Annotated in this window: 14 protein-coding genes; 7 read left to right on the top strand and 7 right to left on the bottom strand. The window is 72.3% G+C overall.

Annotation, left to right across the window (positions count from 1 at the left end):
* The first annotated feature begins 81 nt into the window (after positions 1-81).
* Positions 82-1128: a hydrogenase expression/formation protein HypE gene (gene hypE / locus ACWGIC_RS41255; RefSeq protein WP_452081395.1), complete on the top strand. Its 1047-nt coding sequence runs from the start codon at positions 82-84 to the stop codon at positions 1126-1128.
* Positions 1129-1143: 15 nt separating this feature from the next.
* Here the strand turns inward: hypE and ACWGIC_RS41250 are convergent, their stop codons facing one another.
* On the bottom strand, positions 1144-1743 hold the full coding sequence (locus ACWGIC_RS41250; protein WP_452081394.1) for an Rv1733c family protein: 600 nt from the start codon (positions 1741-1743) through the stop codon (positions 1144-1146).
* A gap of 208 nt (positions 1744-1951) precedes the next feature.
* On the opposite strand from ACWGIC_RS41250, the gene ACWGIC_RS41245 reads away from it, so the two are divergent.
* Positions 1952-2359 carry a CBS domain-containing protein gene (locus ACWGIC_RS41245; RefSeq protein WP_452081393.1) on the top strand — a complete coding sequence of 136 codons (408 nt, stop codon included), beginning with the start codon at positions 1952-1954 and terminating at the stop codon, positions 2357-2359.
* 129 nt (positions 2360-2488) lie between these two features.
* On the opposite strand, the gene ACWGIC_RS41240 is transcribed toward ACWGIC_RS41245, so the two are convergent.
* The 4 genes from ACWGIC_RS41240 to ACWGIC_RS41225 form a co-directional block, all read right to left on the bottom strand.
* A complete protein-coding gene (locus tag ACWGIC_RS41240; protein WP_452081392.1) occupies positions 2489-3499 on the bottom strand; it encodes an Acg family FMN-binding oxidoreductase in 1011 nt (336 codons plus the stop codon).
* Positions 3500-3585: 86 nt separating this feature from the next.
* A complete protein-coding gene (locus ACWGIC_RS41235; protein ID WP_452081391.1) occupies positions 3586-5151 on the bottom strand; it encodes an ABC transporter permease in 1566 nt (521 codons plus the stop codon).
* Positions 5148-6047, bottom strand: coding sequence for an ABC transporter ATP-binding protein (locus ACWGIC_RS41230; RefSeq protein WP_452081390.1), 900 nt, complete (start codon positions 6045-6047; stop codon positions 5148-5150). Before ACWGIC_RS41230 ends, ACWGIC_RS41235 begins: the two co-directional genes overlap by 4 nt.
* Positions 6044-7039 carry an Acg family FMN-binding oxidoreductase gene (locus ACWGIC_RS41225; RefSeq protein ID WP_452081389.1) on the bottom strand — a complete coding sequence of 332 codons (996 nt, stop codon included), beginning with the start codon at positions 7037-7039 and terminating at the stop codon, positions 6044-6046. Before ACWGIC_RS41225 ends, ACWGIC_RS41230 begins: the two co-directional genes overlap by 4 nt.
* 190 nt (positions 7040-7229) lie before the next feature.
* Here ACWGIC_RS41225 and ACWGIC_RS41220 point away from each other — a divergent pair, with 190 nt between their 5' ends.
* The gene (locus ACWGIC_RS41220) at positions 7230-7697 is read left to right on the top strand and encodes a universal stress protein (RefSeq protein WP_452081388.1); all 468 of its coding nucleotides are present in this window, start codon (positions 7230-7232) and stop codon (positions 7695-7697) included.
* 63 nt (positions 7698-7760) lie between these two features.
* Entirely contained in the window at positions 7761-8777 is a 1017-nt protein-coding gene (locus ACWGIC_RS41215; RefSeq protein WP_452081387.1) for an Acg family FMN-binding oxidoreductase, read from the top strand.
* A gap of 19 nt (positions 8778-8796) precedes the next feature.
* Here ACWGIC_RS41215 and ACWGIC_RS41210 read toward each other — a convergent pair whose 3' ends face one another.
* Complete coding sequence (locus ACWGIC_RS41210; RefSeq protein WP_452081386.1) at positions 8797-9438, bottom strand: response regulator transcription factor; 642 nt, start codon at positions 9436-9438, stop codon at positions 8797-8799.
* A 92-nt stretch (positions 9439-9530) separates the two neighbouring features.
* On the bottom strand, positions 9531-11246 hold the full coding sequence (locus ACWGIC_RS41205) for a GAF domain-containing protein (RefSeq protein ID WP_452081385.1): 1716 nt from the start codon (positions 11244-11246) through the stop codon (positions 9531-9533).
* A gap of 191 nt (positions 11247-11437) precedes the next feature.
* Between ACWGIC_RS41205 and ACWGIC_RS41200 the strand changes: the two genes are divergently transcribed.
* The 3 genes from ACWGIC_RS41200 to cydD are packed head-to-tail and all read left to right on the top strand — an operon-like array spanning position 11438 to position 17231.
* Positions 11438-12835, top strand: coding sequence for a cytochrome ubiquinol oxidase subunit I (locus ACWGIC_RS41200; RefSeq protein WP_452081384.1), 1398 nt, complete (start codon positions 11438-11440; stop codon positions 12833-12835).
* A 14-nt stretch (positions 12836-12849) separates the two neighbouring features.
* Positions 12850-13866: a cytochrome d ubiquinol oxidase subunit II gene (cydB, locus tag ACWGIC_RS41195; RefSeq protein WP_452081383.1), complete on the top strand. Its 1017-nt coding sequence runs from the start codon at positions 12850-12852 to the stop codon at positions 13864-13866.
* Entirely contained in the window at positions 13866-17231 is a 3366-nt protein-coding gene (gene cydD / locus ACWGIC_RS41190) for a thiol reductant ABC exporter subunit CydD (protein ID WP_452081382.1), read from the top strand. The genes cydB and cydD overlap by 1 nt, the downstream gene beginning before the upstream one ends.
* Positions 17232-17295 lie beyond the last annotated feature (64 nt).

The following is a 17295-nucleotide window of genomic DNA, read 5'->3' as shown; positions in this document are numbered from 1 at the left end:
CCTTGAGGGAATCTGATTCCCTCAAGGAGCCCTTCACGGACCTTCCCGCTGCTGAGAAAATCCCACTGTGGAGGCACCGCTGTGACCACCATCGACCCGGACCGCCTCACCTGCCCCGCACCGGCCGCCGGCGCCGAGCGAGTGCTGCTCGGCCACGGCTCCGGCGGGCGGATGTCGGCCGACCTGCTCGCCTCGGTCGTCACCAAAGAACTCGGAGAACTGGGACCGCTCGAAGACGCCGCCCTCGTCAGCGGCGATCTGGTGGTGAGCACGGACGGATTCGTGGTCACGCCCCGGTTTTTCCCGGGCGGCGACATCGGCTCGCTCGCCGTGCACGGCACGGTCAACGACCTCGCGATGCGCGGGGCCCTCCCGGTCGCGCTCACGCTCGCCTACATCCTCGAAGAAGGACTGCCGCTGTCCGAACTGCGCGCGATCACCGCGTCCGTCGCCGCGGCCGCGCGCGACTGCGGCGTCCGCGTGGTCACCGGCGACACCAAGGTCGTCAGCCATGGCGCCGCCGACGGCTGCTATCTGACGACCACCGGGATCGGCCAGCTGCTTCCCGGTGCGGCACCGACCGCGTCCGGCGGACAACCCGGTGACGTCGTGCTGCTGTCCGGACCGATCGGCGCGCACGGGACCGCGATCCTCAGCGTCCGCGAGGGACTCGAGTTCGAGGCGGACATCCGCTCCGACAGCCAGCCGCTGCACGGGCTCGTCGCCGCGATGATCGGCGCCGGCGGGCGGGACGTGCACGCGCTGCGCGACCCGACCCGGGGCGGCCTGGCCTCCGCGCTCAACGAACTCGCCGAAGCCTCCGGCGTCACCGTCGAGATCGCCGAAGCGGACGTCCCGGTGCCCGTCCCGGTCGCTTCGGCGTGCGAGCTGCTCGGGCTCGATCCCCTGCACGTCGCGAACGAAGGCTGCCTGGTGGCCTTCGTCGCCCCGGCCGCCGCGGACGCGGTCCTCTCGGCGATGCGCGGCCACCCGGCCGGACGCGACGCGCAGGCGATCGGGTTCCTCCGCCCCTCCGGAGGGCCCGCCCGCGTCGTCGCCCGCACCCTCGTCGGCTCGACCCGCATCGTCGACCTGCTGATCGGCGAGCAGCTCCCGCGGATCTGCTGACCGGCCGAGCGGATCTCACGAATGGGCGCGCTTTTCCCGCTCGGCGTCCCATTCGCGCTGCCATTCGGCCATCCGGTGCCGGTTCAGCGCGAACACCGTGCCGCCGTAGACCAGAGCCAGCAGCAAGCACACCGACACCCACAGCCCCAGCGCCGCGCACACCGCGTCGACCAGCACCGCGGCGGCGCTCAGCGGCGGCGGCACCGGGTTTCCGGCCCGGTCCACCCAGATCGTGATCCGGTCGCCGCGGCGCGCGCCCTCGTCGGCGGCCACCTTGCCGACCCGGCGCGAGCCGTCGGGAACCTGCCAGACCGCGTCCGTCGGCGCCGAGTTCGCGACGACGCCGCTGCGCCCGCTCACCGTCGTCGCCGGTCCGTCGGCCAGCAGCTGCGCCGTCGTCACGCTGCGCTGCGCCGTCTGCTCGGCCGAAACCGGTTTCTGGGTCGCGTATAGCTCGGAGCCCGCGGCCGCCGCGAACGGGACCGCAGCCAGCCCGACGAGAACCGCGACGAGGAGCAGACCGGACTGGATCCGGTCCGAGGGCCGGGCCACCGAACCGCGCCCGGGGACAAGCATGTGCCACCACCGCACTACGCGGTCAGCCGAGGCCTTCATCTCGCGCACCTTCCGTAAGGCTTCGCAGGGTCAGTCACCAGAATCGCCGGGAAACCGCGCCGTCCGAAGAGGAATTCCGCCCGGGCGCGCGGGCGGAATTCCTCTTCGGGCCCGGCCCGGAAGGTACTGCCGAGGGGACCAAATACCCTTGGCGCGCCGGGGTTTCGGGGTGATCGTCGACGCAGGAGCGCGACGAACGGAGATTCCCATGCACGCGCGCGACATCATGACCACGCCGGTGATCGCGGTGACCCCCTCGGTGTCCCTTACCGACGCGGGCGAGCTGATGGCCCGGCACGGATTCACCGCCCTGCCGGTCGTCGACAGCCACGGGCGGCTGCTGGGGCTGCTGACCGAGGAAGACGTGGTGCGCGCGGGAATTCCCGGCGAAGCGGGCCCGGACGAGGGCGCGATGATCAGCGGGCACCGCACGGCCGGGTCGGTGATGCGAACCCCGCCCCTGGGCGCCGCGGCGAGCCTGGAGTGCGCGGAGCTGGCCCGCCGCATGAGCGAGGCCGGGATCCGCTCGCTGCCGGTGCTGGACGACGGCGTCCTCGTCGGGATGGTCACCTTCCAGGACGTGCTCCGGGCGCTGCCCGCCGCGGGGACGTCCTGAGCGAAACGGTTGCCGCGCCCGGGTTTCCGGGTGAAACGGGCCCCAAACGCCGATGGCCACCGCACGACCGAACCGGTCATGCGGTGGCCGGACTCGCCGACGGCGGCGTCACCTTCCAGGACAAACCTGTTACAGCGCCGGGACTTCCGGCACGCTCCGCACCGTGGTCACCTCGTGTACGGGACGCCGCGCGGTCATCCTGGTGGGCAGCCCGTACCCGATGCGCAGCAGCGTGTGCACCTGCCCCAGCCCGCGGAACGCCGCCAGCAGCTGCGCCCGCGTGGAATGGGCTTCGAACGGCTGGGACAGGAACGACGTCGCCAGTCCCTCCGCGGTCGCGGTCAGCAGAACGCGTTCCATGATCATCCCGCCGCGGACGTCGGCCGCCATGCCCTGGTCGCGGGTCAGCACCGCGGCCAGCACCGGGTCCTGTTCGAACTGCCGCGGCGGGATCGACCGGTTCTCGTGCGCCGAGCGGAGCGACACCACTCCCGGGACGTCGGCGGGCGGGCCGAACGCGGCGGTGGGCACGCCGTCCGGGCAGTCCGCCGCGCGGCCCGTCCACTTCGCGGCCTCGGCCTGGTAATCGGGGTCCATGGCCTGTTCGGTCTCGGCGCGCCGGATGAGCGCGGACACCTGCGCGTAGCGGCCCGAAGCGTCCAGGAACTCCAGCTGGCCGCCCTCGCCCAGCGCTGCCGAGCGCAGGAGTGCCCGCGCCGCGACCGGCACTGTCTGGTCGGACAGCGGCCGCCGGTTGGTGTGCCGCCGGAAGACCGCTTCCGCGAGCCTGCGGTCCATAGTGGACGGACGGGTGTTCCCTTCGATCGAGACCACCGCCAGCAGGTCGCGGTCGGCCGGGTCCGGGATGATCCGCACGCGGCTGCGCACGCCGTTGACCCGCAAGGTGAGCATCAGATTGCAGACGGCCGCGCCGCAGGACAGCCGCGCCTCCCGCCCGGCCGGGTCGGCGATCGGCAGGACGCGGCCGCGGTCCAGCCGCACCTCGATCCGGGGGCCGTCGACGACGAACCGCCACGGTTGCGTGTTCTGCGGGGACGGAGCGCGCACGGCCGCCGCGAGCGCTTGGTCGACGACTAGAGGCAAGGGAACATTCATCGCGGTCTCCGGGTCAGTGGGCACTGGAACGAGCGTCGCTTCCGGCGGCTCCGCGAGGTAGCGGAGTCTGTCCCGAATTCGTGGGACCAACGGCCTTGCCTGCACAGCCGTCACGCGGTCAGGTCACGGCGTCCGAAGGCGGCGAATCCGGCCCCGCCGAGCAGTGCCGCCACCGCGGTCAGCCAGAGCAGCGGCGCGACGTCCACGACTCCGCCCGGGACGTGCGGGACGTGCGCGAACGGCGAGATGCCCAGCACCCACCCGGGCGCGTGCACCAGCGGGCCGAACTCTCCGAGGACCAGGAACGCGGCCAGCGCCGCCCAGGACAGCCAGCCCGCACGCGGGAACGCCCCGAACACGGCGAGCGCGAGCCCGGTCACTGCCCACACTCCAGGCAACTGCACGACGGCCGCGCCGACCAGTCGCGAAACCTCTCCGCGAGCGAGGCCCGCTGTGACTGCCTCGGCGAGCAGAGGCGCGGCCGTGGCCGCCACGGCGACGGCCGCCGCTCCGGCCGCCAGCCGCGCCCTGGAGACCGGCCCGGCCAGCACGAGGGCCGCCCGGCCGTTCGACTCCTCGGCCCGCAACCGTCCGATCAGGACAATCGCGAGTGCCGACGCGAGCACCCCGGACACGCCGAACTCGGCCGCGAGGAACGCGTCGGTCAGCCCTTGTTCCCCGCCCAGCGCGGCGATCAGCTGGCGGGCCTGCGGAGTGGAGAAAAAGGTGCCCAAAGAGCCGGAGAGATTGCCGACGACCAGTCCCAGCACGGCGAACACCAGCGTCCAGGACACCACGGCGCCGCGGTCGAGCCGCCACGCCAGCCCGGCCGGACCGGACAGCAGGCGGCCCGCTCTGGCCGCTCCCCGGCGGGCCGAGATCAAGCCGGCGCCGAGGTCCCGCCGCCGGGAGAGCGCGACCGCCGCCGGCCACAGCAGCAAAAACGCCGCGAGCGGAAGCGCCAGCACCCACCAGCGGTCGCCCGCGAACGGCCGCACCTGCCCGGCCCAGCCGACCGGGGAAACCCACGACAGCCACGCCGGCCCGCTCGCGTCGCCGACCGCACGCAGCAGGTAGGCCGCGACGAGCGCGAACACGGTGATCTCCGACGCCGCCCGCGCGCTTCGCGCCGTCTGGGCCGCGACCGCGGCCAACGCGCCGAAGACCAGGCCTGTTCCGGTCCAGCCGAGCCCGAAGGCCAGCGAACCGCCGACGGGCAGCCCCGCCGCGACGAGTCCGACCGCGGCGCCCGCGCCGAGGCCGAGCGCCGTCACCGCCAGGATCGCGCCCGCCGCGGCGAGTCCCGCCTGCCGTCCGGTCGCGGCCCCGCGCAGCAGCTCCCAGCGCCCGGTTTCCTCGTTTGCCCTGGTGTGCCGGACGACGGTGAACGTCGTCAGCAGCGCGACCAACGCGGCGCCGAAGGCAGTCAGCTTGAAGACCGCGGTCGCACCGGCCGTCGGCTCGGCGACCGGTCCGTACAGCGCGACCAGTGCGGGCACGGCGTTGATGCTCGCCGCTGCCGCGCGGCGAGCCGGCTCAGTCGGATACACGCCCGCAGTCGCCGCCGCGGCGGCGGCCGTCATCGACGCGGACACCAGGATCCACACCGGCAGCCGCACCCGGTCCCGGCGAAGGGCGAGCCGGATCAACGCGCCGGCCCCCGTCACGGAGTTCACGCGGACACCGCTTCCGGTTCGCGATAGTGCCGCAGGAACAGTTCTTCCAAGGTCGGCGGGCGGCTCTCGATGCTCCGCACGTCGCGTCTGCCCAGCTCCGCCAGCACGTCGCTCAACGCGGCGTTGTCCACGCTCAGGTGCACCAGGCCGGCGTCGGCGGCGAGGTCGTGCACGCCGGCGAGCCGTGCGAGCCCGTCCGCGGGCCCGGCCATCCGCACCGTCAGCGACGTCCGGGTGAGGTGGCGCAACTGGTCGAGAGTCCCGCTGTCGACGACTTTCCCGGCGCGCAGGATGCTCACCCGGTCGCACAGCGCCTCCGCCTCGGCGAGGATGTGGCTGGACAGCAGGACGGTCCGGCCGCGCGAACGCTCCTCGCGCACGCACTGCCGGAACCGCTCGGCCATCAGCGGGTCGAGGCCGGTCGTCGGCTCGTCCAGCACCAGCAGTTCGGCGTCGGCCGCGAGAGCGCCGATGACGGCGATCTTCTGCCGGTTGCCCTTCGAATACGCCCGTACCCGGACGCCGGGGTCCAGCTCGAAAAGCTCCAGATACCGCGTCCGGCGCACCGGGTCGACGCCGCCGCGCAGGCGGCCGAGGAGGTCGATCGTCTCGCCGCCGGTGAGATCCGGCCACAGCGCGACTTCTCCCGGAACGTAGGCCAGCCGGCGGTGCAGGGCCACCGCGTCCCGCCACGGATCGCCGCCGAACAGGCGCATCCGGCCCGCGTCGGCGCACAGCAACCCGAGCAGCAGCCGCAGCGCGGTCGTCTTCCCGGCCCCGTTCGGTCCGAGAAAACCGTGCACCTCACCGGCTTCCACCGTGAGGTCCAGTCCGGACAGCGCCCGCGTGCGGCCGAATGCCTTGTGCACACCGGAGAGTTCGACGACGGCGTTCATTCCGTTCCTCCGCACAGGTCGAGGGACAGCAGTTCGCCGTCCGGCAGCCGGGGCGACGGCGGGGCCGCGGACACCGGGTAGCCGCAGCGGAAGATCGCCTGCGGGAGGCCGGGAAGCCAGAGCCGCTCCGCGAGCCGCTCCCGGAATCCGGTCAGGTGCAGCGGCTGGGTCAGCACCGAACCGGCCAAGCCGTGCACGGTCGCCTCCAGCCACACCCGCTGGAGTGCGGCGCCCGCGTCGAGGTGCGCTTGTCGCGTGTCGTCGGCGGTGCAGAACACGACGAGGGTTTCCGCCGCGAGCCGTTCGGCGAGACGGACGTCGTCCGGAACCGGAGTCGTCCGGCGGACAAGCCCCGCCGCGGGCAACGGGTCGTCGCTGAAAGCTGCTTCCGGAACGCCGTCGACGGCGCCCAGTGCGTGCCGGCCGAAGGTGTGCGCGGTCCAGGTGTCGAGTTCGCGTTGGTAGGCCGCGTCGGAGCGGAAGACCCGGGTCGCGAAGCCGAGCATCTCGGCGAGCGCTTCGAGATGGTGCGGCACCAGCGCGTACACCCGCGGTTCTTCGACCGCCGCGAGCAGATCGGCGAGGTCTGCCTCTCCTACCGGCTCCGGGCCGAACTCGCGGCGATAACTCCGGCGGCAGCCGATCGCGTGGTATCGCACCAGACAAGCCGCCGAGCGCCGGCCGCCGGGTCTGGTGTGGACGGTCGCGAGCACGTCGCCGTGCGCGGGGAAAGACGTGGTGAATTCGCGACGCAGCGCCCGCACGGCGAGCTGCAGGTTCGCGAGCGCCGCCCCGCACGAGAGCAGCCGGTCGCGGCCCTCGGGGTCGTGCCAGGGCAATTCGATGTCGGTGCGCTCGACGAGATCGACGTCGGAGCCGCGGACGCGCAGCCGCCAGGGCTGGCTGTTGTGCACCGACGGGGCCCGGCCGGCCGCTCGGACGAGCGCGGCCGTTTCGGCGGGGGCGAGGTCTGCGGTAGCCGTGGTCTTCATGGTCACTCCCGGAACCGGGAACCGTTGTCCCGGCCCGTTCATGCTGACCGCCCGCCGGTCCGCGCTGCTGGGGCCGAAAGTCATCGCGGGTACCGCAGACGTCCTCCTGCGCTGCGATGACCTCCGGCCCTGTCGCGGCGCGGGTTCCCTGCCGCACGATCGGCAGCAACCAAGAGAAAGGGGCGGGCAGATGAACTCTCGCAGCCGTCTCATCGTCGTCGGAGTCGACGGCTCGCCGCAAGGCGACGCAGCTTTGCGCTGGGCGCTGCTGGTCACCGCGAGACCTGGCGACCGCGTGCACGCCGTCGTCGTCCAGCCCGCGGAAGAACTGCTTCCGGGGACGTCGCTGGCGTTCCAGCCGCACGGCCGCCATCCTGGCGGGCATTCCCTTCCGCAGGAGCACATCGCGAAGATCCGGCGGGAATTCCCGGACGCGCCGGAGGTCTCGGTCGCCACTCCGCACGGCGATCCGGCGACGGAACTGGTGACCGCGTCCACGGACGCCGATCTGCTGGTGGTCGGAGCGCACGGGGCCGGGCTGACGCGGGAATTGCTGCTGGGCAGCGTTTCCCGGGAATGCGTGCGGTACTCGCGGTGCCCCGTCGTGGTGATCACGCCGGAAGCGGCGCAGCGGCTGATGCCCGCCTCGACGACGTAACCGCGTCGTCCCAGCCGGCTGCCTTCGGCTCCCGGCGGACAGACGCAGTCTGGAGGAACGACTGTGCACGAGTCAGGAAACCGCGTCGCGCGGTTGGGGAGGACGACCCTCCAGGTGGCCCCCGCCGGGCGGCTCAGTGCCGACCAGGTGCTGTCCGTGCTGCGCTCGGCCACTCTCGCACCGTCGACGCACAACACCCAGCCCTGGTTGTTCGCGAGCGGCCCCGCGGGCATCGAACTGTACGCCGACGCCGACCGCACACTGCCCGCCGCCGACCCCGACCAGCGCGAGCTGCTGCTGTCCTGCGGGGCGGCGCTGTTCAATTTGCGCACCGCGATCCACGCGATCGGGATCCAGCCCGCCACTTCCCTGCTCCCCCGGCGGGACGACCCCGACCTGCTCGCCGTCGTCCAGGGCCGGGCCACCGCCCCGGCCGACCGCAGGTTCGCCGCCCTCGCCAAGGCCATCCCCCGCCGGCACACCAACCGCACGCCGTTCACCGCGGAGCCGGTTCCCGCCGAAGCGGTCGGCCTGCTGCGGCACGCCGCCGAAATCGAACACTCGTGGATGCCGCGACTCGACGAAGAACAACTCGCCGGACTCAAGGAACTGGTGAGGGAAAGCCACCGCATCCAGACGAGCAACCCCGCGTTCGTCGCCGAATGGCGCCGCTGGACCGGACGCGGCCGGGCCAATCGCGACGGTGTGCCCTTCGCCGCCGGCGGCGAGACCGCGGCGGACGACGCCTGGGTACTGCGCGATTTCGGCGGCACCGCCCGCGCGCCGGGCGCACCGCCCCTGGTGGTCGTGATCGGGACGTTCGGCGACCTGCCGCTCGACCGGCTCCGCGCCGGACAGGCCATGCAGCGCGTCCTGCTCACCGCGACCGCCCACGGGATCGACGCGTCGTTCATTTCGCAGCCGGTCGAGGTGCCCGCGATCCGCGTCCAGCTCCGGGACCTGCTCGGCGGCGGGCTCTGGCCGCAGATCGTGCTCCGGCTCGGCTACGGAACGCCGGTCGCCTGGACCCCGCGCCGGGCGCTGGAGGACGTCCTGCTCGACCCTCCGCTCAGCGCCTGACCACCCCGCCCGGGAGGGCCTACGGCCGCTGGCTCCGCAGCTCCGTCGCGAGCACAGCGGCCTGGGTCCGCCGTTCCATGCCCAGCTTGGTCAGCAGCCGGGAGACGTAGTTCTTCACCGTCTTCTCCGCCAGGAACATCCGCTCCGAAATCTGCCGGTTCGTCAGGCCTTCCCCGATCAGGCCCAGCAGCGTGCGTTCCTGCTCCGACAACTGCGCCAGCGGGCCCCGCTGCTTCTCCGCGCTGTCGCGCAGCTTCGCCATCAACGCGGCCGCCGCGTGCGCGTCCAGCAACGACTTCCCCGCACCTACCTCGAGCACCGCCGAGATCAGGTCAAGCCCCTTGATGTCCTTGATCACGTAGCCGCTCGCTCCGGCCATCACGGCGTCGAGCATCGCCTGCTCATCGGTGTACGAGGTCAGCATCAGGCATTTCAGCTCGGGCATCCGGGACCGCAGTTCCCGCGCCAGTTCGATGCCGTTGCCGTCCGGCAGCCGCACGTCCAGCACCGCCACGTCCGGCTGCAACGCCGGAATCCGCGCCAGCGCCTGCGACACGTTCCCCGCCTGGCCCACCACCGTGAGCCCCTCGTCCTCGTCCAGCAGATCGGCGACCCCGCGCCGCACCACCTCGTGGTCGTCCACCAGGAAAACCCGCAACATCAGTCCTTCTCCTACCTCGGGCGAAGCGGCGCGCCGTGCGACCGGAACCGAGCGTACGACCGGATGACCCCTTCCGGCGGTGCCGAAAGTCCTCAATCCGCGGCCGAAGATCCCTCCGGCACCGGAACCGACCAGGTCAGCCGGGAGCCGTCCGCCGCGGTCAGCGTCCCGCCCCGGCGGGACGCCTGCTCCGCCAGCGCGGCCAGTTCGTCCGCCGCGGCGAGCGCGAGATCGCCGGAGCCTTCGTACCGCACCGTCACCGTCGTCCGCGCCGGTTCCGCCCGGATCTCCGCCTCCACCTCCTCGGCCTCGGTGTGCCGGACGACCAGCCGCAGGACCTCGTCCAGGAACGGCACCACCGCGTCCGGCGGGACCTCGTCGAGCTTCCCGGTCATCCGGGTGGACACGGCGAACCCCAGCGCCGCGCCCGCTTCGGCCACTACCCGCAGCACCTGGTCGCGGGTCGGCTCCGACGACGTCGGCGGCCCGTCGGCCGGCTGGAAGACCGTGCTGTGCGCCTGGGCGATGATGTCGTCCAGTTCGGAGACCGTCTCGCGCAGCCGCGCGGCCACGATCGGCGACCGGGCGAGCCCGGCCGTGGTCTGCAGCGACAGCCCCGCCGAGTACAGCCGCTGCAGGATCTCGCGTTGCAGACCGGCCGCGATGCGGTCGCGTTCGTCGTGCAGCGCCGCGATCTCGCGTTCGGCGCGGGCCTGCGCGAGTTCGATCGCGACCGACGCCTGGCCCGCGAACCACACCGCCATCTCGAGGTCTTCGCCGGTGAACGCCGCCCGGCCGGTCAGCCGGGCGGCAGCCAGCACGGACGACGGCTCCTCGCCGCCGCCGAACGGAACCAGCAGCACCGTGTCCAGGTTGAGGTTCACCGCGGGCAGCCGGAGCAGCCGCGCCATCTCTTCCGGCCATGAACCCAGCTTCGGCTCGCCGCTCGCGAGGACCGCGCTGACCACAGAAGACTCTTCGGCCGGTTCCCGCCCCGCCAGCTCCTCCGCGCCGGAACCGAGCGCGCGCTCGACGCGGACGTGCCCGTCCTCTCCGGCCGGGCGAAGCACACCGACGAGATCGGCCGACGCCAGGTCGCGCAGGTATTCGACGACGAGCCCCAGCGGATCCGCCACGTCCGCGGACAGCAGTTCCCTGGTCACCGCGGCGGAAGCACGCAGCCACTCCTGCTGGCTCCGCGCGGTCTCGTACAGCCGCGCGTTCTCGATCGCGCTCCCCGCCGCCGCAGCCAGCGCGAGCGCCAGCTGCTCGTCCTCTCCGCTGAACGACCCGTGCTCGCCGTCGGCGAAGTAGAGATTGCCGAACACCTCGCCCCGGACGCGGATCGGCACGCCGAGGAAGCTCGTCATCGGCGGATGCCCCTCGGGGAACCCGGTCGAGCGGGGATCGTCCTGCAACCGCGGCAGCCGGATCGGCCGCGGATCCTCGATCACGGCGCCGAGGAGCCCCTTGCCTTCGGGCAGCCGGCCGACCTTCTCGATCGCGGCCTCGTCCATCCCGGTGTGCACGAATTCGGTCAGCCGCCCGTCCGGCCCGATCACCCCCAGCGCCGCGTACCGCGCCCCGACCAGCTGCCGCGCCGCCTCCACGATGCGCCGCAGCAACGCGGGCAGCGCGAGCCCGGTCGTGATGGTCTGGGTCGCGCGCAGCAGGCCGCGCAGCCTGCCCTGGGTGCTCATCACCTCCTGGGCGCGTTCGACCAGCTGGGCCAGCAACTGGTCCAGTTCCATCCTCGGCTGGTCGGGGAAGGTCAGCCCGGCCTGCTCCGGCGCGTCCCGCTGGCTCACCTGTGGCCCCTGCCCGTCTGAGTTTCGTTGCGCGGCACCGCGAACAACGCAGTTTCCCGGCTGCCGGAAACGCCGTCAAGCACCCCGAAGTGTCCTGCGTCCGCCGGGAAGATGACCAAGGACCCTCTCCCCGGCCGCCCCGCGCGCCGGATGCTCACGACGACCTTTCCCGCAGCGAGCAGGAGACCCGCATGAACGCCCTGGACCTGGCGCGGTGGCAGTTCGGGATCACGACCGTCTACCACTTCCTCTTCGTCCCGCTCACCATCGGTTTGTCCTTCCTCGTCGCGGGCATGCAGACCGCGTGGGTCCGCACCGGCGACGAGCGCTGGCGGCGGATGACGAAGTTCTGGGGCAAGCTGTTCCTGATCAACTTCGCGATGGGCGTGGCGACCGGCATCGTCCAGGAGTTCCAGTTCGGAATGAACTGGTCGGACTACAGCAGTTTCGTGGGAGACATTTTCGGGGCCCCGCTCGCGATCGAGGGCCTGCTGGCGTTCTTCCTCGAATCGACGTTCCTCGGCCTGTGGATCTTCGGCTGGGACCGGCTGCCGAAAAAGCTGCACCTGGCCACGATCTGGCTCGCCTCGATCGGGACCGTGCTGTCCGCTTACTTCATCCTGGCCGCGAACTCGTGGATGCAGCATCCGGTCGGCTCCGAGGTGAACCCGGCGACCGGACGGGCGGAACTGAAGGACTTCGGCGCGGTGCTGACCAATTCGACCGCGCTCGGCGCCTTCGCGCACACGATCACCGCCTGCTTCCTCACCGGCGGCATGTTCGTGGTCGGCATCAGTGCCTGGCAGCTCAAGCGGAAACGCGACACCGACGTGTTCCGGCCGTCGATGAAACTCGCGCTTGTCACCGTGCTCGTCGCGAGCCTCGGCGTGATCGTCACCGGCGACCTGCAGGCCCGGCTGATGACCCAGCAGCAGCCGATGAAAATGGCGGCCGCCGAAGCGCTCTACGACACCGTCTCGCCCGCGTCGTTCTCGCTGTTCACCATCGGCTCGCTGGACGGCTCGCAGGAGAAGTTCAGCATCCGCGTCCCTGGCGTGCTGTCGTTCATGGCGACCGGGCGGTTCGACGGCCAGGTCGAGGGCATCGACAATCTCCAGGCCGCGGCCGAGCAGAAGTACGGCCCCGGCGACTACCGGCCGGACATCCCGGTGACCTACTGGACGTTCCGGCTGATGATCGGCTTCGGGTTCCTGTGCCTGCTGCTGTCGGCTGCCGGGCTGTGGCTGTTCCGCCGCGGCCGCAGCCCGCGCGCCCGCTGGTTCCTCCCCGCCGCGACCCTCGCCCTGTCGTTCCCCTTCCTGGCCAACAGCGTCGGCTGGATCTTCACCGAAATGGGCCGCCAGCCGTGGTCGGTGTTCGGCGTGCTCACCACCGCCGATTCGGTCTCCCCCACGATCTCGGCCGGGAACGTGCTCACCTCGCTGATCGTCTTCACCGTCCTCTACGGCGTCCTCGCGGTCGTCGACGGCGTGCTGATGGTCCGCTACGCCAAAGCCGGGCCGCCACCGCCCGCGGTCCCGGACGCCCCCGAATCCGACGAGCCGCGCCCCGCGGCCTTCGCCTACTGAACCGGAGCATCGACATGGCGCTGACGGACCTCTGGTTCCTGCTCATCGCGGTCCTGTGGACCGGCTACTTCGTCCTCGAAGGATTCGACTTCGGCGTCGGGATCCTGCTGCGCGTGCTCGGCCGCGACAACACCGACCGCCGGGTGCTGATCAACACCATCGGCCCGGTCTGGGACGGCAACGAGGTGTGGCTCCTCGTCGCGGGCGGCGCGACCTTCGCCGCCTTCCCGCTCTGGTACGCGAGCCTGTTCTCCGGCTTCTATCTCGCCCTGCTGGTGATCCTTGTGGCCCTCATCGGACGCGGCGTCGCCTTCGAGTTCCGCGGCAAGATCGACAGTCCCCGCTGGCGGAACACCTGGGACTGGATCATCACCATCGGCTCCGCCGTCCCCGCCCTGCTGTGGGGCGTCGCGTTCGGCAACATCGTGCACGGCGTCCCGCTCGACGCCCAGCACCACTTCACCGGCGATTTCTTCACCCTGCTCAACCCGTACGCGCTTCTCGGCGGACTCGCGACGCTCACCGTGTTCACCTTGCACGGCAGCGTCTTCCTCGCCCTCAAGACCACCGGGCCGGTGCGCGACCGGGCGCAGGCGCTCATCGCCCCGCTCGGCGGCGCCGCCCTTCTGTGCGGCGGCGGGTTCCTCGCCTGGACCGCGCTCGACCACGACCTGTGGACCTGGATCTTCGCCGCCGCGGCAGCTGTCCTGCTCGCCGCCGGGATCCTGCTGGGCATCCGGGGACGCGACGGATTGGCATTCCTCTGCACCGCGCTGGCGATCATCGCCACCACCGCGACGCTGTTCTGGTCGCTGTACCCGGCGGTGCTGCCCTCGACCACTGACCCCGCGTTCAGCCTCACCACGGCCAACGCTTCGTCCACCCACTACACGCTGCAGATCATGTCCTGGGTCGCGCTCGCGTTCACCCCGATCGTGCTGGTCTACCAAACCTGGACGTACTGGGTGTTCCGCAAGCGGGTCGGCCGGCACGCCATCCCGGCCGACGCCGGCCTCCCGAGCGCGCACTGATGCGGCCTTTGGACCCGCGGCTGCTGCGGCTGGCTAGCGCGGTGCGGCCGTTCATCGCCGGCTGCGCCGCGCTCGGCGGACTGACCGCGCTTCTCGTTCTGGCGCAAGCGGAATTGCTGGCCGACAGCATTTCGCGAGCTTTCCTCGACGGCGCGACGCTGTCCGCCCTCGCCGTCCCGGTGGCGTTGCTGGCGGGGGTGGTTCTCGCGCGCGCTGGCGTCGCGTGGCTGTCGGAGACGGCCGCGCACCGGGCCTCCGCGAAGGCGTTGTCGCAACTGCGCGACGCGGTTGTCGGCGCCGCGCTCCGGATCGGACCGCGGTCAGCCACGCGCTCTCCCGCCGAGATCGCCGCACTGGCCACCCGCGGCGTCGACCGGCTCGACGGCTACTTCGCGCGCTATCTCCCGCAATTGCTCGTCGCCGCGATCGTGCCGGCCGTAGTCGGCGCCCGGATCCTCTTCGCCGACTGGACCGCAGCGCTGATCGTCGCGCTCACCGTGCCGCTGATCCCGGCGTTCATGATCCTCATCGGACTGTTCACCCAACGCGACGTCCGGCGGCAATGGCGCACGCTTTCCGTGCTGGGCGACCATTTCCTCGACCTCGTCGCCGGCCTGGCAGTCCTGACCGCATTCGGCCGCGCCCGCGCGCAACGGACAACGCTGCGCGAAATCTGCGAGCGCTACCGGACGCAAACCATGCGGACGCTGCGGGTGGCGTTCCTCTCCGCGCTCGCGCTGGAACTGCTCGCCACGCTGTCGGTCGCGGTCGTCGCCGTCTCGATCGGGCTGCGCCTGCTCGCCGGGGATCTCGACCTGCGCACCGCGCTCGTCGTGCTGATCCTGGCCCCGGAGGTGTATCTCCCGCTCCGCGCGGTCGGCGCCCGTTTCCACGACAGCGCCGAAGGACTCGCCGCCGCGGAGGACATCGTCACGCTCACCGACGAGGCCCCCGAACACGAGCCCGCTGCCCCCGCCCGCGCGCACGACGTGCTGTGCCTCGAAGACGTCACCGTGACCGGCCGGTCCGGGCCGATCCTGGACGGCTTCTCGCTGACCGTCGCGCCCGGAGAGGTCGTCGGGGTCGTCGGCCCCAGCGGCGCGGGGAAATCGACGCTGCTGGACTTGTTGCTCGGCTGGCGCGATCCGGACCGCGGCCGGGTGGTCGCGGGGGAAACCGATCTCGCCGACCTCGGCAAGGCCACCTGGCGGCGCGGCATTTCCTGGGTCCCGCAACGGCCGCACCTGGTCGCCGGGACCGTTTCGCAGAACATCCGGCTCGGTTCCCCGCAGGCGAACGACGCCGAAGTGCGCGCGGCCGCCACCGCCGCCGCCCTCGACGTCCCGCTCGACGCGAGCGTCGGCGAACTGGGCGCCGGTCTCTCCACCGGGCAGGTCCGGCGCGTCGCGCTGGCCCGCGCGATCCTGCTCGACCGGCCCCTGCTGCTGCTCGACGAACCCACCGAAGGCGTCGACGCGGAAACCGAGACCGCGATCCTCGACCGTCTCCCGGCGGTGCTGACCGGACGCACCGCGATCGTCGTCACGCACCATCCCGCCGTGCTGGCCCTGTGCGACCGGGTCGTGACCGTGCCCACGCCCGCCACGCAACCGGCTGCCTCCCCCGCCGCCGCTCCGACCACCGCCGCTCCAGCGCCTGTTCCGGTTCCCGTCGAGACCGAACCGGACACTCCGGCCGGGACCTGGCGCCCGCTCTTGGCCGCACTCCGCCCGCACCGGCTGCGCCTGGCGCTGGCCTGCCTCGTCGCGACCGCGGCGCTCGGCTGCGGCGTCGCGCTCACCGCCACGTCGTCGTGGCTCATCGCGTCCGCGGCCCTGCACCCGCCGGTGCTGAGCCTGATGGTCGCGATCGTCGCCGTGCGGACCTTCGGACTGGCCAAGGGAATTCTCCGCTACGTCGAACGCCTGCTCACCCACGACGTCGCCCTCCGCGTGCTGACGGAACTCCGCGTGCGCGTGTGGACCCGGCTCGTGCGGATCGGCCCGGCCGTCACCGCCCGCCCGCGCCGCGGCGAACTGCTGCACCGTCTGGTGTCCGATGTGGACAGCCAGCAGGATCTCGTGGTGCGCGGCCTCGTGCCCGGCACCGCCACCTTCGCCGTGCTCGCCGCGACCTCCGTCACGCTCGGCTTGCTCCTCCCCGCAGCCGGCGTCGCCGCCGCCGTGGGACTCGCGCTCGCCGCGATCGTGGCACCGGCGGTCACCGCCGCCGCCACCCGGCGAACCGAACGAGCCACCGCGCGGCTGCGCAGCGAACTCAGCGCCCGTACGGTCGAATTACTGCAGGCCTCGGCCGACCTGCTCGCCTTCGATGCCGCCGACGAACGGCACGCGGACCTGCGCGAACTCGACGCCCGCGCGACCGCCGCCACGCGCCGATCCGCCGCCCGGCGCGGCCTCGGCAGCGGAATCGCCGTGCTGGGAGTGGGTTTCACCGCCGTCGCGTGCCTCGTGCTCGGCATCGCCGCCGTACGAGCCGGGACACTCTCCGGTCCCGCACTGGCCGTGCTCGCCCTGACCCCGCTCGCCACCGCCGAACTCGTCGCCGGACTTCCCGAGTCCGCACAACGGCTTCTCGGCAGCCACACCGCCGCGCAACGGCTCGCCGCGCTCGACCACACACCGGCACCGCACAGCGAACCGGCCAGCCCGCAGCACCTTCGCACCGCCGACAACCTCTCCGCAGCGAACCTGTCAGTCCGCTGGCCCGCTTCCCCGCGCGACGCTGTGCACGACGTCGACTTCACCGTCGGCCACCGCGCGCGGCTCCTCCTCACCGGGCCGTCGGGGGCGGGCAAAAGCACCGTCGTCGCCGCACTGATGCGCTATCTGGACCCGTCCTCCGGCGAAGTCCTCCTCGACGGTGCCGACACCCGCAGCTTCCGGAGCGACGCTGTCCGCGCCCAGATCGCCTGGTGCGGCACGGAAACCCATTTGTTCGACAGCACGCTGCGCGAAAACCTGCGCCTCGCCCGCCCGGGCGCGTCCGACGACGAGATCCGGGCGGCGCTGGAACTGTCCCAGCTCGGCCCCTGGGCCGCGAGCCTGCCCGACGGCCTCGACACCGCGCTCGGATTGCACGGAACCCCGGTGTCCGGCGGGGAACGCCAGCGCATCGGGATCGCCCGCGCGCTGCTGTCCGCACGGCCGGTCCTGATCCTCGACGAACCCACCGCGCATCTCGACGCGCCGACGGCGGAGGCGCTGGCGGCCGACGTTCTCGCCGCGACTCGGGACCGGTCCGCGATGATCGCGACTCACCGGCCGGGGGAGTTTTCCGGAGTGCCGGAGTACCGGCTTCCGGGGCGGGTCGCGGCGGGGGCCGGGCAGGGTTCCCGGGCTTAGGGATCGCGGCGGCTGCCAGAGAAGTCCGTGAGGGGACCCCTGAGGGAATCAGATTCCCTCAGGG

The organism is Amycolatopsis sp. NPDC054798 (genome assembly GCF_053611505.1).
Note: the sequence above shows the minus strand (reverse complement) of the source record. Positions and strands in the feature narration are given on the sequence as shown.

Excerpts from the sequence above, each read along its gene's own strand:
- ACWGIC_RS41220 (WP_452081388.1), top strand. The coding sequence starts at position 7,230 with ATGAACTCTCGCAGCCGTCTCATCGTCGTCGGAGTCGACGGCTCGCCG.
- ACWGIC_RS41230 (WP_452081390.1), bottom strand. The coding sequence starts at position 6,047 with ATGAACGCCGTCGTCGAACTCTCCGGTGTGCACAAGGCATTCGGCCGC.
- ACWGIC_RS41250 (WP_452081394.1), bottom strand. The coding sequence starts at position 1,743 with ATGAAGGCCTCGGCTGACCGCGTAGTGCGGTGGTGGCACATGCTTGTC.
- ACWGIC_RS41245 (WP_452081393.1), top strand. The coding sequence starts at position 1,952 with ATGCACGCGCGCGACATCATGACCACGCCGGTGATCGCGGTGACCCCC.
- ACWGIC_RS41225 (WP_452081389.1), bottom strand. The coding sequence starts at position 7,039 with ATGAAGACCACGGCTACCGCAGACCTCGCCCCCGCCGAAACGGCCGCG.
- cydB (WP_452081383.1), top strand. The coding sequence starts at position 12,850 with ATGGCGCTGACGGACCTCTGGTTCCTGCTCATCGCGGTCCTGTGGACC.
- ACWGIC_RS41200 (WP_452081384.1), top strand. The coding sequence starts at position 11,438 with ATGAACGCCCTGGACCTGGCGCGGTGGCAGTTCGGGATCACGACCGTC.
- cydD (WP_452081382.1), top strand. The coding sequence starts at position 13,866 with ATGCGGCCTTTGGACCCGCGGCTGCTGCGGCTGGCTAGCGCGGTGCGG.
- ACWGIC_RS41210 (WP_452081386.1), bottom strand. The coding sequence starts at position 9,438 with ATGTTGCGGGTTTTCCTGGTGGACGACCACGAGGTGGTGCGGCGCGGG.